At 70.7% G+C, this 13,747-nt stretch carries 8 protein-coding genes; 5 read left to right on the top strand and 3 right to left on the bottom strand.

All coding sequences use genetic code 11. From position 1 onward, the window contains the following. Window position 1: 1 nt before the first annotated feature. Window positions 2-5,395 carry a beta strand repeat-containing protein gene (locus Aco04nite_RS01765; RefSeq protein ID WP_212995429.1) on the bottom strand — a complete coding sequence of 1,798 codons (5,394 nt, stop codon included), beginning with the start codon at window positions 5,393-5,395 and terminating at the stop codon, window positions 2-4. Window positions 5,396-5,510: 115 nt separating this feature from the next. Further along, window positions 5,511-6,746: an MFS transporter gene (locus Aco04nite_RS01770; RefSeq protein ID WP_244875676.1), complete on the bottom strand. Its 1,236-nt coding sequence runs from the start codon at window positions 6,744-6,746 to the stop codon at window positions 5,511-5,513. A 61-nt stretch (window positions 6,747-6,807) separates the two neighbouring features. On the opposite strand from Aco04nite_RS01770, the gene Aco04nite_RS01775 reads away from it, so the two are divergent. The 3 genes from Aco04nite_RS01775 to Aco04nite_RS01785 are packed head-to-tail and all read left to right on the top strand — an operon-like array spanning window position 6,808 to window position 9,739. After that, on the top strand, window positions 6,808-7,650 hold the full coding sequence (locus tag Aco04nite_RS01775) for a winged helix-turn-helix transcriptional regulator (RefSeq protein WP_212995431.1): 843 nt from the start codon (window positions 6,808-6,810) through the stop codon (window positions 7,648-7,650). 26 nt (window positions 7,651-7,676) lie between these two features. Continuing rightward, on the top strand, window positions 7,677-9,467 hold the full coding sequence (locus Aco04nite_RS01780) for a glycerol-3-phosphate dehydrogenase/oxidase (protein WP_212995432.1): 1,791 nt from the start codon (window positions 7,677-7,679) through the stop codon (window positions 9,465-9,467). Continuing rightward, complete coding sequence (locus Aco04nite_RS01785) at window positions 9,464-9,739, top strand: DUF4031 domain-containing protein (protein WP_212995433.1); 276 nt, start codon at window positions 9,464-9,466, stop codon at window positions 9,737-9,739. The genes Aco04nite_RS01780 and Aco04nite_RS01785 overlap by 4 nt, the downstream gene beginning before the upstream one ends. Here Aco04nite_RS01785 and Aco04nite_RS01790 read toward each other — a convergent pair. After that, complete coding sequence (locus Aco04nite_RS01790; RefSeq protein WP_212995434.1) at window positions 9,716-10,360, bottom strand: HD domain-containing protein; 645 nt, start codon at window positions 10,358-10,360, stop codon at window positions 9,716-9,718. The two genes, Aco04nite_RS01785 and Aco04nite_RS01790, sit on opposite strands and share 24 nt — an antisense overlap. Window positions 10,361-10,398: 38 nt before the next feature. Here Aco04nite_RS01790 and Aco04nite_RS01795 point away from each other — a divergent pair, with 38 nt between their 5' ends. Together Aco04nite_RS01795 and Aco04nite_RS01800 are read left to right on the top strand one after the other, a co-directional pair. After that, window positions 10,399-11,865 (top strand): FUSC family protein, encoded by a 1,467-nt coding sequence (locus Aco04nite_RS01795; RefSeq protein WP_244875677.1) that lies wholly within the window; start codon window positions 10,399-10,401, stop codon window positions 11,863-11,865. A 571-nt stretch (window positions 11,866-12,436) separates the two neighbouring features. Further along, window positions 12,437-13,747: PrsW family intramembrane metalloprotease (locus tag Aco04nite_RS01800; RefSeq protein WP_438874887.1), on the top strand; the 1,311-nt coding region annotated here is incomplete at its 3' end.

Consider the following 13,747-nt stretch of genomic DNA (forward strand, 5'->3'; position numbering starts at 1 on the left):
TCTACATCCGCAGCGCATGCTTCCCGGGCCGGTGCCGGCCCGGACCGCGGTCACGGCCACCGGCAAGGACCAGCCAGCTTGGGGTACGCCCGCCGAAGAAGAACAACGCGGCGCCCACGATCAGCGTCAGCACGCCCACGCCGCCCACCGACATGATGTCCGCACCGGTCTTCGGCAGCTTGATCACCGTGCCGGTGGTGGCGTCGGCGACCTGCTTCACCGTGACCGTGACGGTGGCCTTGGCGTAACCGCCGTGGCCGTCGCTGACCGTGTAGGTGAAGCTGTCCTTGCCGCCCTGGTACGAGTCGTCCGGGGCGTACGTGATCGTGCCGTTGGCGTTGATCACGGCGTGGCCGTGCTTGGGCTTGGCCACGCTGATCACCTTGAGGGTGTCCTCGTTGGCGTCGCTGTCGTTGGCCCGCACCTTGATCACGACGGACTTGCCGGCGTCGACCGTTGCCGTGTCGTCCTTGGCCTTGGGCGCGCTGTTCGGGCCGTCGACCTTGACCTTGATCGTGCCGTACGCCATGTTGCCGTCCTCGTCCACCGCGGAGTACGAGAAGCTGTCCGCTCCCGCGAAGCCCGCCTCCGGGGTGTAGGTGACGGTGCCGTCGGCGTTGAGCTTGGCCGTGCCGTGGGCGGGCTTGCCGACCTTCACCACGGTGACCGCGTTGTTGTTCTTGTCCACCTTGGGCAGCGTCACGGTGACCGGCGTGGCCGGCTTGGCGGTCACGCTCTTGTCGGGCACCGCCGGGGGCGCGCCGACCTTGATGGTCACCGTCGAGGTGGACCGGTCGGTGCCGTCGCTGATCGTGTACGTGAACGAGACGGTGCCGGAGAAGCCCGCCGGCGGCTCGTAGCGGACCTCGGTGCCGGTGAACGTCACCGTGCCGCTGGCCGGCTGGGTCACCCCGACGATCAGAAGCGTGGCGTCGTACGGGTTCAGGTCGTTGTCGAGCACCTTCACCGAGACGGCGTGCTGGTACGGCGTCGACCTGCTGTCGGGCAGCGCGACCGCCGACCCGCCGGTGACGGTCACCGAGACCGTGCCGGTGGCCGTGCCGCCGTTGCCGTCGCTGATCACGTAGTCGAAGCGGTCGGTGCCGATGAAGCCCGTCTCCGGCACGTAGCGGATCTTGCCGTCGGCGGTCACCGTGGCCGTGCCGTGCGCCGGGTTGCCGACGGAGGTCACGGTCAGCTTCTGGTCGGCGTTGACGTCGGTGTCGTTCGCGAGCACGTCGATGTCGACCTTGCCGTTCCTCAGCACCGCGGCCTGGTCGGTCACGGCCACCGGGGCGGCGTTGGCGACGGTCACCGAGATCTGGCCGGTGGACTGGCCGCCGGCGGCGTCACGCACCACGTAGGTGAAGGTGTCCGTGCCGGCGTACCCGGCGTCGGGGGTGTAGCGGACCTTGCCGTCGACGATCTTCACCGTGCCGTGCTTCGGCTGGCTCACCGAGACCAGGGTCAGCGCCTCGTTCTCGGCGTCCGTGTCGTTGGCGAGCACGTCGATGTCCACGGGTGTGCCCGCGCCCGCCGCGGCGGTGTCGGGGGTCGCGACCGGCGCCGAGTCGATGCTGATCACCACGGTCGCCGTGTCGGTGCCGCCGGCGTCGTCGGTCACGGTGTAGTCGAAGGTGTCCATGCCGGAGCTGCCCGCGTCGGCCGTGTACGTGACCGTGCCGTTCGCGTTCAGCACCGCGGTGCCGTGGGCCGGCTGGGTCACCGAGATCACCCGTAGCGACTGGCCGAGGTTCGGGTCGGTGTCGTTGTCGAGCACCTTCAGGATCTGCGGGACACCGGGCTGGCCCAGAGCGGTGTCCGGGACCGCGATGGGGTTCGCGTTGAGCACGGTCACGGTGACCACCGCGTTGGCGGTCTGGTGCTCGGGGTCCTCGATCGTGTACGTGAACGTGTCCGTGCCCGCGAACCCGGTGTTCGGGGCGTACACCAGGTTGCCGCCGGTCAGGGTGACCGTGCCGTGCGCGCCGTTGGTGAAGCCCTTGACCGCGATCGCGTCGCCGTTGGGGTCGGTGTCGTTGCCGAGCACTGTCACCGTGACCGGGGTGTCGGTCGCGGTGCTGACCGCGTCCGCCTGGGCGACCGGCGCCGAGTTGACGACGGTGACCGTGACGGTCGCGCCCGCCGAGTCCGTGCCATCGCTGACCGTGTAGTGGAACGTGTCGGTGCCGCGGAAGCCCGGGCTCGCCGGCGTGTAGGTCACGGTCCCGTCCGGGTTGACGACGGCCGTGCCGTGCGCCGGCGCGACGTCGACCGTCACGGTCAGCGGGTCGCCGTTCGGGTCCGAGTCGTTCGCCTTCACCGGGATGACCAGCGGGATGTTCGCCTGCGCGGTGACCGGGTCGTCGACCGCCACGGGCTTGCCGTTGGCGACGGTGACGTTCACCGTGGCGGTCGCCGTGCCGCCGTGGCCGTCCTTGATCGTGTAGCTGAAGGAATCCGGTCCGGACCAGCCGGCGTCGGGCGTGTACTCCGGGTTTCCGTCGGCGTCTACGCCGACCAGGCCGTGCGCCCCGTTCACGGTGCCGATGACGGTGATCGTGTCGTCGTTCGGGTCGTTGGCGGTCGTGGTGAGGTCGATGCTGACCGGAGTGCCGTACGGGGTGGTCACGGTCGAGTCGGTGACGGTCGGCGGGGCGTTCGCGACGGTCACGGTGACAGTCCCGGTCGCGGTGCCGCCGTTGCCGTCGGAGATGGTGTACGTGAACGTGTCCGTGCCGGAGAACTTCACCGCCGGCCGGTAGGTGATCTTGCCGCCGATGAGGTCCGCGGTGCCGTGCGCCGGCGAGCTGTTCGAGGTGATGGTCAGCGGGTCGTTGTTGGCGTCGGTGTCGTTGGCGAGCACGTCGATGACCTTGTCCGTGTGGTACGGGGTGGTCGCGATGTCGTCCTGCGCGACCGGGCCGGCGTTGGCGACGGTTACCTCGACGTTGCCGCTGGCCGTGCCGCCGCGGCCGTCGGAGGCGGTGTACTTGAACGTAGCCACACCACGGAAGCTCGCGTTCGGGGTGAACGTCACGGTGGCGCCAGTGATCGCAACCGAGCCGCCGCTGACGGGCTGGGTGACAGCGGAGACCGACAGCGGGTCGCCGTTCGGGTCCGTCACATTGGCCAGGACAGCAATCGTCTTAGCGGTGTTGGCGGCGGTGGCGACCTGATAGTCGGCTGGGACCGGCGGGGCGTTGTCGACGTTCACGGTGACGGTGGCCGTGGCGGTGCCGCCGTGACCGTCATTCAGCTGGTACGTAAAGGTGTCGGTGCCGGCCCATCCAGCCGCCGGGGTGTACGTGATCGTGTTGTCGCCGTTGGCCATGGCGGTGCCGTGAGCAGGCTGGGCAGGGATCGTGACGACCAAGGTGTCGCCGGCATCCGGGTCGTTGTCGTTGCCGAGCACGTTGATCGTCTTGGCAGTGCCGGTTGCGGTGCCGGCGGTGTCGTCAGCCGCCGTTGGGGCGGTGTTGACCCAGAGCGAGGCGGTCGCGGTGTTGTTGCCCGGGGTGTTGTCGGTGCCGGAACCCGAGGCCGTCGCGGTGGCCGGCGAGCTCAGCGCCGCGGTCGAGCCGACGGTCGCGTTGATCGTGACCGTGGCGGCCGTGCCGCTGGCGAGCGCGCCCAGGGCGCAGGTGATGTCCTGGCCCGACTGGGTGCAGCCGGCGGGCAGCGTGACCACGGTGACACCGGTCGGCAGGGTCAGCTTCGCGACCGGGAGCGGCTCGCGGTCGGTGCCGTTGTTGGTGACCGTCAGCTGGTAGGTGATCGCGGCGGGAAGGGCGTCGCGCTGCACGGTGTTCGTGGACGCGGTCACCGTCGCGGCGAGGTCGGCGACGGGCTTGTCGACGGTGGCGTTGACGACGTTGCTGGTGCCGGTGATGGTGCGGCCCGTCGACGCGCCGGAGTAGGAGAGCGCGGCGACGTTGGTGATCGTGGTCCCGGACGGGGTGGTGTCCTTGACCTTGACCCGGTAGGTGACCACCACGGTGGCGTTTGTCGCGAGGGTGCCGCCGGTGGTGGACGTGGCGCCCGTACCGATCCGGAACACGGTCTTGCCCTGCGCGGAGTCCGTGACGAACTCGGCGGTGTCGTCCGCGGCGGCGTCGGTCATCGCGGTGCCGGCGATCTTGAGCGAGCCCGGGACGTAGGTCGTGCCGGCGGGGACCGCGTCGGTGAGCACGGTGCCGCCGCTGTTGTCGGTGCCCTTGTTGACGACGCTGATCGAGTACTCGATCTCGTCAGCGGGCATCAGCCGCGCGGGGTCGCCGGTCTTGTCGGTGCCGGTCAGCGTCGTGGTGAGGTCGGGGGCGTACAGGTCGGTGGCGAACGTGACCACGCCCGGGTAGAACGTCTCGTTGGTGGTCGTGAGCGTCAGTGAGGCGCTGGTCGCGCCGTTGGCGAGCTTGCCGGTCGCGTCGAACTGGTCGACGTCGAGGCCGAGCAGGTTCGGGTTGTTCGGAGTACGGTCGCCGATCAGCGTGCCACCCTCGCTGACGGTGCTGTTGAAGAAGTTGTCGACGGGGTTCTTCGAGTCGCTCATCGAGGTGCTGTCGAGCTGCAGCACATCGCCGGTCTTGCCGAGGTCACCCTCGTAGACCACGGCGCCGATGTTCGTCTTGACCGTGCCGGTCAGCGGCGTCTTGAACCCGTCGACGGGGATGTTCACGCTGCTCGAGGCGCTGCTGACCACGCCGAAACCGTCGTAGACGCGCAGGTTGCGCATCGGCAGGGAGGCGTTCTGGTACGCGATGACGAGCGACCACCCGGCGTACCGGTCCTTGCCCGTACCCGCCTGGATGTTGCCCACGGAGTACGACCCGCTGCCGGCGCCGGCAACCGTCGAGGTGACGTCCGCGTAACCCTGGTACGCCGTGAGCGACGGGTCGGTGAACATCTTCGTCGCGGTCACGTTGGTCCAGGCGCCACCGCCGCCGGGGATGCTGAGCTTGACCTTGTTGTTGTCCGCGGCCGTCGGGGCGACCACGCCGCTCGTGCCGGCCTTGGTGTCCGCACCCCAGTACAGACCGGCGAAGAGCACGGTGCTGTTCGCCGGCAGCGTCACCGTGGCGCTGCTGGAGTTGAAGATCCCCTGGCCGACGTTCGCGCCGAGGTTCTCCATCACGTACGCGTTGTTGTTCAGCGCGTCGGCGGTGGCACCCGTGCCGTTGAGGGCGTCCGTGCAACCGGCGGTGGCCGTGGGACAGGTGAGGTTGGCGTTGCCGCGCATCAGGATGGCGCCGTTGGCATCCGTCGAGAACTCGGAGCTGAACGGGTTGGTGATCACCGCCTCGGCCCGGGTCATGTAGAACGTCATGGCAACGCCGACGGCGATGACCACGAGCACGGCGAGCGCGCGGTGCGGAGCGGAACGCAGAGCTTGCATGCCAGCCTCAGTGGTGTCGGCGCCGCGGGGCGCGCTGAGATCCGGACCTGTTGGTCCGGGCCCCACTGACGCTAGAAACCGAAAAGTGCTGTTCAGGTGCAGCGCAGGCGCAGCCTCAGAGCTTGCTGTGCTGCGGAGTCGGGGCCGGGGCCAGATCGGTCAGGTCCCGGACGCTCCGCGCCGGCGAGGCCAGCCAGACCAGCGGTGCGCACGCGGCCACCGCGCCGATCGCCAGCAGGGCGCCGCGAGCGCCGATCGCCCCGGCCAGAGCGCCCGCGACCAGGCCACCGACCGGAATGGCACCCCAGGAGACGAACCGGACCGTCGCCATGACCCGGCTGAGCAGCTCCGGCGGGCTGGCGATCTGCCGGTACGTGCGGGTGGTCACGCTCAGCACGACCACTCCCGCCGAGAACAACAAATTCCCGGCCACGAAGATGGCGTACGCCCAGAGCCCCGCACCCCACGGCACCAGAACAGCACCCGCGGCAGCCACGAACCCGGCAGCGATCAGCCCCCGGGCAGTGCCCACCGCGTCGGTGAACCGGGTGGTCAGCGCGGCGCCGATCAGGGTGCCGACGCCGTCCGCGGCCAGCAGCACGCCGACCACGCCGGCCGGGGCGTGCAGCTCGCGGACCAGGTAGAGCGGGTAGAGGGCGTACTGGGCGCCGCACACGAAGTTCACCGCCGTGGCCGCCCACATGCCCGGGCCCATCGCCGGGTGCCGCACCACGAACGTGAAGCCCTCGCGGATCAGCTCGCCCATCGGCGGCCACCGGTCGGGCCGGGGCACGCGCCGCGCGGGCAGCGTACGCAGAAAAGCCGCCGAGACCAGATAGCTCGCCGCGTCGACCAGCAGCGTCGGCACGGACCCCGCGGCCTGCACCACGATCCCGCCGAGCGACGGGCCGGCGAGTGAGGTCGTGGCGTGCGTGCCGGAGCTGAGGCTGTTGCGCGACTGGAGCTGGTCCCGGTCGACGATCTCGGGCAGGAACGTCGAGTTCGCCACGTCGAAGATCACGTTGGCGAAGCTCACAACCAGCGCGGTCACCACCAGCTGCGTGATCGTGAGCTCGCCGAGCCACCAGGCGAGCGGGATGGACCCGACGGCCACGGCGCGGGCCAGGTCGGCGCCGAGCTGGGCGCCCCGCAGCGGCAGGCGCTGCACGATCACCCCGGACGGCAGCCCGATGACGATCCACGCCGCGTACTGCGCCGCGGCGATCAGACCCATCTGGAAAGGGGTCGCGTCGAGGACCGCGAGCGCCGTCAGTGGCAGCGCCACGCCGCCGACCGCCGAGCCCAGACCGCTGATGGTCCCGGCCGTCCACCACCGCCAGAAGACGTCCACGGTCCCCGACCCCCGTTCATCCCTACTGAGTTCCAATCTGGAACGGACTATAGTGGGGATGGTGCGACGAGTCGACCTGGTAAATGCCGATTGCGGCATCGAGCAGGCCCTCAGCGTGCTCACCGACTGGTGGACGTTCCTGATCGTGCGCGACGTCGCCGGGGGAGTGACCCGCTTCGACGCGCTCCAGCGCGAGCTCGGCATGAGCCGGCGAGCACTGACCGAACGGCTCGGCGGCCTCGTCGAGCAGGGCGTGCTGCGTCGCGTCGCCTACCAGGACAACCCACCCCGCCACGACTACCTGCTCACACCGAAGGGTGAGGGACTGCTCCCGGTGCTGATCTCCCTGCAGGACTGGGGGACGCGGCACGTGATGGGCGACGGCACGCTCACGGCCACCGCCGCGCCGACATCCGCCGAGGCACACCGCGTGCACGACCTCGTCGGCCATCGGATCCCCGGGCTCACCCTCGAAGCGCCGACGGTGCTGTTCTTCTTTCCCGGGGCCTATGCGCCCGGATCGCAGGGCTATCCGCCCGGCTGGGGCGAGATCCCGGGGGCTGCGGGGTGCACGCTCGAGGCGACGACATATGCGGCTCGGAGCGGGGATTTCGCTGCTCAGGGCGTACTCATCAAGGGGGTGAGCACTCAGCGCCCCGATCAGCTGGAGGCCTTCGCCCAGCATGCGGGTCTGCCCTTCCCGCTCCTCTCCGACCAGGACGGCAAACTGGCGGCCAGCCTGCGGTTACCGACGTTCCGGGCCGGCGGCACGGACCGCTTCAAACGCCTCACCCTGCTGGCCGATGAGGGCTCCGTCATCAGATCCGTGCAGTTCCCGGTGTCCGATCCGGCCGGTTCCGTCACCGAGATGCTCATGTACGTCGCGGCACACCGATTCGGGTAGGGGCCGGACGGCGCTACGGTGGGGGCGTGCGTTCTCCTTCGGATTCCCGGTATTCCGCCGGTCGGCTCTCGCCGGTGCGTCGTGTCGCCGATCTCCGGCGGCTGCGTGACGAGCAGTTCGACGTGCTCGTCATCGGTGGTGGGGTCACCGGCGCCGGTGCTGCCCTGGACGCCGCCTCACGCGGGCTGAAAGTCGCCCTCGTCGAGGCCCGCGACCTGGCGGCCGGCACCTCCAGCCGGTCCAGCAAACTCATCCACGGCGGCCTGCGTTACCTGGAGCAGCTCGAGCTGCACCTGGTGCACGAGGCGCTCACCGAGCGGGGGCTGCTCACCAGCCGGCTCGCGCCGCACCTCGTGCGCCCGGTACCGATCCTGGTGCCGCTGGAGCCGGCCTCGCCGCCCGCGCGCGTCTGGAACAGGTTCTACTACGGGCTGGGCGTCGCGGCGTACGACGTCTTCGCCGGCGTCTTCGGCACCGGCCGGGGCATGCCGCTGCACAAGCACCTGACCCGCGACGGCGCCCGGCACCTCTTCCCGAGCCTGCGCGCCGACAAGATCACCGGGGCGATCCGCTACTACGACGGGCAGGTCGACGACGCCCGGCTGGTGGTCACCATCGCCCGCACGGCGGCCAGCCTCGGCGCGGCCGTCGTCACCAGCGCCCGGGTCACCGGCTTCCTGCGCGAGGCCCGCCAGGTGGTCGGTGTGAAGGTCCGCGACCTGGAATCCCCCGACTCCCCCGAGTTCGAGGTGCGCGCCCGCACGGTCGTCGCCGCCACCGGGGTGTGGAGCGATGACATGTCGCGGATGCTCAGCGACGTCGGCGTGCGGCCCGGGCTGCGGGTGCGGGCATCGAAGGGCGTACACCTCGTGGTGCCCCGCTCGGCCATCACCGGCGATGCCGGGCTGATCCTGCGGACCCCGACCTCGGTGCTCTTCGTCATCCCCTGGGGCGGGCACTGGATCATCGGCACCACCGACACCGACTGGGAGCTCGACCGCTCCCACCCGTCCGCCTCCGCGCGCGACATCAGCTACCTGCTCGACCAGGTCAACACCATCCTCGAGCGCCCGCTCACCACCGACGACATCGAAGGGGTGTACGCCGGTCTGCGCCCCCTGCTCTCCGGCGAGGCCGACTCGACGTCGAAGCTCTCCCGCGAGCACGCCGTGGTCGAGCCGATGCTCGGCCTGCTCCTGGTAGCCGGTGGCAAGTACACGACCTACCGGGTGATGGCCGCCGACGTGATCGACCAGGCCGTCCGCCGTCTCGGCGTGGACCGCCCCTCGGTCACCGACCAGCTCCCGCTGCTCGGCGCCGACGGTTACGCCTCCGCCTGGCGGGACCGGCAGGACGCAGCACGCCGGCACGGCGTCACGACCGGCGTGATCGAGCACCTGCTCGAACGCTACGGCACCCTCACGGTGCACCTGCTCGCGATGATCGAGGCCGACCCGGCGCTGGCCGAACCGCTCGCCGGCGCCCCCGAATACCTCGCGGCCGAGATCGCATACGCGGCCACCGCCGAAGGCGCCCTGCACCTCGACGACGTCCTGACCCGCCGCACCCGCATCTCCTTCGAGACCACCCACCGCGGCAGCGAGACCGCCGTCCACGCAGCGGCCATCATGGGCGACGCGCTGGGCTGGGACAAGGCCGTCCGCGACCGCGAGGTCGAGCACTACCTGGCCCGGGTCGAGGCCGAACGCCAGTCGCAGAAGATGCCCGACGACCTCACCGCGGACGCTGCGCGCCTGGGTGTGGCCGACGTCCGCGGGTATGCCGCCGACCGGGGATCGGACCTGCTCGCCTCGTGATCCTGGTCGATGAGCCGCGCTGGCCGGGCCGCGGGCGCCTCTGGGCGCACCTGGTCAGCGACGTCTCCTACGAGGAGCTGCACGACTTCGCGGCCCGGCTCGGTGCCCCGCGCAAGGGCTTCGACCGGGACCACTACGACATCCCGGAGTCGCTCGTCCCCACGGCGATCTCGCTCGGGGCGACCCTGGTGTCGTCGCGGGACATCTCCGCGCGGCTCCGGGCCGCCGGGCTGCGCCGCCCGAAGCATCTAGCCCTTCGCCAGGACCTTTAGCTCGGCCTCGAGGTTCTCGCGGGCCGTCTTCTCCCAGCGCTCCCGGATCGGGGTGTTGCGATAGATAGCCGGCAGCTCCAGCAGCGAGACCAGCACCTGCGCGCGGGCCGCCCGGAACGTGCCGTCCGAGATGTGGGCGTACTCCCGGCGGATGGCAGCCGTGTATGCGGCGTAACGCTCCGGGTCGGCCGCGAGGATCGCCAGATCGGCGTCGCAGAGCAGCTCACCATCCGGATCGTCGTCCCCGGTCGCATGCCCGGCGGTCAGCCCGACCAGCCGCGCCACCTCCGCGGCGACCTCAGCGGGCATCCCCAGCGTCGTCAGCAGCCCCTCGGCGAACTCGGCGCTGTCCCGCTCGTTCGCGTCGCCGAGCGCCTTCGGGTCGTACACGGCGTCGTGCATCCAGGCCGCGAGCCGCACCCGGTCCGCGTGCCGGGCCAGATCCGCGTACTCGTCGACGACGTCGAGCACGGCGGTCAGATGGCTGACGTCGTGATACTGGCGCTGCGGCTCTGACCAGCGGCCCAGCAGGTAGGCGCCGGAAGCCTCGAGATCCGGGTCCTCGGCGGACGCCCCGGCGCCCCGGGCGGCAGCCACCCACCGATCGAGAAGAGAAGTCACGGCCGCAATCCTGGCACGTCCGTTGGTTAGGATTGTTCGTGACTTCGGATCAGCGGGGGCTCGCCGGCGTGCTCGCCGACCTACAGGGGCGGTCCCGCTCCGGTGCCCGGGCCAGCTGGGGGCGGGTCCGAGGCGGATTCGGCCTCGCCATCCAGGCCGGCGTCGCCGCGGGCATCGCGTGGTACATAGCCCACGACCTGATCGGCCGCCCGAGCCCGTTCTTCGCGCCCATCGCAGCGGTCATCACCCTGGCGTCCTCCATCGGGCAGCGCGCGAAACGTACGGTCGAATTGGTCGTCGGCGTCGCGATCGGCATCGGCCTCGGCGACGGCATCATCCTGCTGATCGGCTCCGGCCCGTGGCAGATCGGCCTGGTCGTCGTCCTCGCGATCCTGGTCGCCGCGGCCGTCGGCGGCGGCACCCCGCTCGTCGTGCAGTCCGCCTCCTCGGCCGTCCTGGTCGCCACGCTGACCTCGAGCGCCAACCTGCCCTACACCCGCTTCTTCGACGCCCTCGTCGGCGGCGCGGTCGGTCTCGCTGTGATGACCCTGCTGCTACCCCTCAACCCCCTGACGGTCGTACGCCGAGCAGCCGACCCGGCCCTCGAGGAAATGGCCACCGGCCTGCGCGGCGTCGCCCGGGGCATGGCCGCCCAGGACACCGACGTCGTCCGGGAGGCCCTCACCCAACTCCGCACCGCCGAGGGGCACTTCGCCGCCTTCGCCGCAGCCGCTGCCGCTGCCAGCGAGAACATCGCCTTCGCGCCGGCCCGCTGGCGCTCCCGGGGCGCCTTGGCCCAATACGTCGAAGGCGCACCCCACCTCACGTACGCCCTCCGCAACGTCCGCGTCCTCACCCGCCGCGTCATCACCGCCCTCGAAGACGACGAACCCATCCCCGCCTGCCTCCCCACCAGCGCCGAACTCCTCGGCGACGCCATCGACCTCCTCCGCCAGGAATGGTCCCGCGGCGCCGAACCGGAAGCCACGCGGGAACGGGCGCTGCGTGCGGCGGCCGAGTCGGGCCGGGCGTACAAGGAAGGAGTCGGCTTCTCCGGCGGCGTCGTCGTCGCCCAGGTCCGAACCACCGTCTCCGACCTCCTCCGCGCCACCGGCATCGAATACGCCGAAGCCCCCCGCCTCGTCCGCCGAGCCGTCGGCTGGCAGGGCCGAACCCGCCCACCCCGCCACAAGCCCCGCACAGCCACTCCCGCCCCCGACGGCCTCACCCCGCCATCACCGGCCACGCTGACCTCCTTGGCCGAGCCCCCGGCTGAGCCTCTTTCCGGACCTTCGGGTGTGCCTGGGGCGTCGGCTGAGCCTTTGTCCGGGCCTTCGGGCGCGGCTGGAACGTCGGTTGAGTCTTTGTCCGGGCCTTCGGCTCCGGCTGCGGCGTCGATTGAGCCGACGTCTGAGCCGACGTCTGAGCCGACGTCTGTGGCCGCGGTGGCGCCTGTGGCTGAGCCGCCATCGCCGGGCGTGCCGCCGGCGGGAGCTGGGTCATGATCGGTTCCGTGGGCGGGGGACCGCCGGAGTGCGGCCGGGTGACTACGCTGGCGGCATGGCCGACGTAGCGCCGGGGACCACGCCCGACCCGGAACAGCACCCGCCCGCAGGGACGCCCGCCCGGCCCTGGGACGCAGCTCCGGCCCAGTCCTGGGACGCGCCGGCCGCTCAGTCCTGGGAGACAGCACCCCAGCCCTGGGAGCCGACCCAGCCCTCAGTGCCCACAGCTCAGCCCTGGGAGCCGGCCCAGCCCTCAGTGCCCACAACTCAGCCCTGGGACGCAACTCCGGCCGAGCCGGCTCAGCCCTCGGCGCCCACAACTCAGCCCTGGGACGCAGCCCCGGCCGAGCGGCCCCAGAGCGGTGTCGCCGCAGCTCAGCCTTGGGATGCGGCTCCGGCGGGATCGCCGCAGAGTGCCGCCCCTGCAGCTCAGCCCTGGGACTCAGCCCCGGCCTCGACCCCCTCTCCGATCTCAGGCCCGGCCCAGACCGGGGACTTTTCGCAGGTACCGGCTGGTCAGGGTGCGGATCTGCCGCCTATGACCGGGCGGCGGGCCGGGTGGCGGCGGTGGGTGCCGTTGACTCTGATCATCGGGTTCTTTGCGGCTTGTTCTATTGCGATGCTGGTCATTCTGGGCGCCAGTAACGGGCCGACCGGGTTGGTTGTGGGGCTGACCGCTGCGATTGTGCCGGTGCCCGTACTGGCCAGTTGTTTCTTGTGGCTGGACCGGTATGAGCCGGAGCCTGTTCGGTACCTTGCCTTCTGTTTTGCCTGGGGCGCGGTGGTCGCCACGCTGGTGGCCATCGGGGTCAATACCGGGACCGCCTGGCTGTTTGCGCAGGCGGGGCTCCCCGATGCGCTGGTCGCTGTGATCATCGCGCCGTTCATCGAGGAGTCGATGAAGGCGCTCGGGCCGATTTTGCTTTTCTGGCGGCGGCGTCGGGAGTGGTCCGGGATCACCGACGGGATTGTGTACTGCGGGCTGTCGGCGCTCGGGTTCGCCATGGTGGAAAATGTGCTTTACCTGGGTGGGCACGGGTATGCGGCAGGGGCTGACCAGTATGGGCCGGCTACGGGCGTACAAAACCTGTTCCTGATCTTTATTGTTCGTATCCTTTTCACCGGGTTCGCGCATCCGTTGTTCACGTCGATGACGGGCATCGGGCTGGGGCTCGCCTCCCGCTCGGCCGACAGGCGGGTGCGGTGGCTGGCGCCGATCGCCGGGCTGCTGCTCGCGATGCTGCTGCACGGGACGTTCAACCTGCTGCCCACGCTTGCGGCGGCCACCGGGCAGAGCATCATCATGTTGTACGGGTACCTCGGCTTCATGGTCCCGTTCTTCTTCGCCGCGGTCGGCTTCGCGATCGCACTTCGCGGGTACGAGGGTCGGCTCAGCGAGCGCATTCTCCCGTTCTACGTACGCGCGGGCTGGTTGTCGCCGCCGGAAGTGGCCACCCTCGGCAGTCTCGGCCGCCGGCACTCGGCGCGGCAATGGGCGAAACGGGTCGCGGGCGAGGGCGGCGTACGCGCGATGCGGGGCTTCCAGCTCGCGTCCACCCAGCTTGCGTTGCTGCGCGACGGAATGCAGCGGGGGCTTCGGAGCGACCCGCAGGACCTGCAGCGCGCCCAGGCTGAGGAGCAGAAACTGCTCACGGACATCTCGGGGTACAGGTCGATGTTCGTCGGCCGCGATCCCCAGGCCCCGCAGGCATTCTGGGACGGTCACGCCTATCAGATCGCATTCCCGGACGGCGTCACACGCACGGTCAGCGCCCCGAACGAGCCGGTCGTCCCGGTCCCGGTGAGACTCGCTCCCCCCACGCCCGTGTACGCCGGATACGGCCCCGGATACGGCCCCGGCTACGGCGCTCAGCCGGGGTAC

The sequence above is a fragment of the Winogradskya consettensis genome (assembly GCF_018332715.1).
Lineage (GTDB): Bacteria > Actinomycetota > Actinomycetes > Mycobacteriales > Micromonosporaceae > Actinoplanes > Actinoplanes consettensis.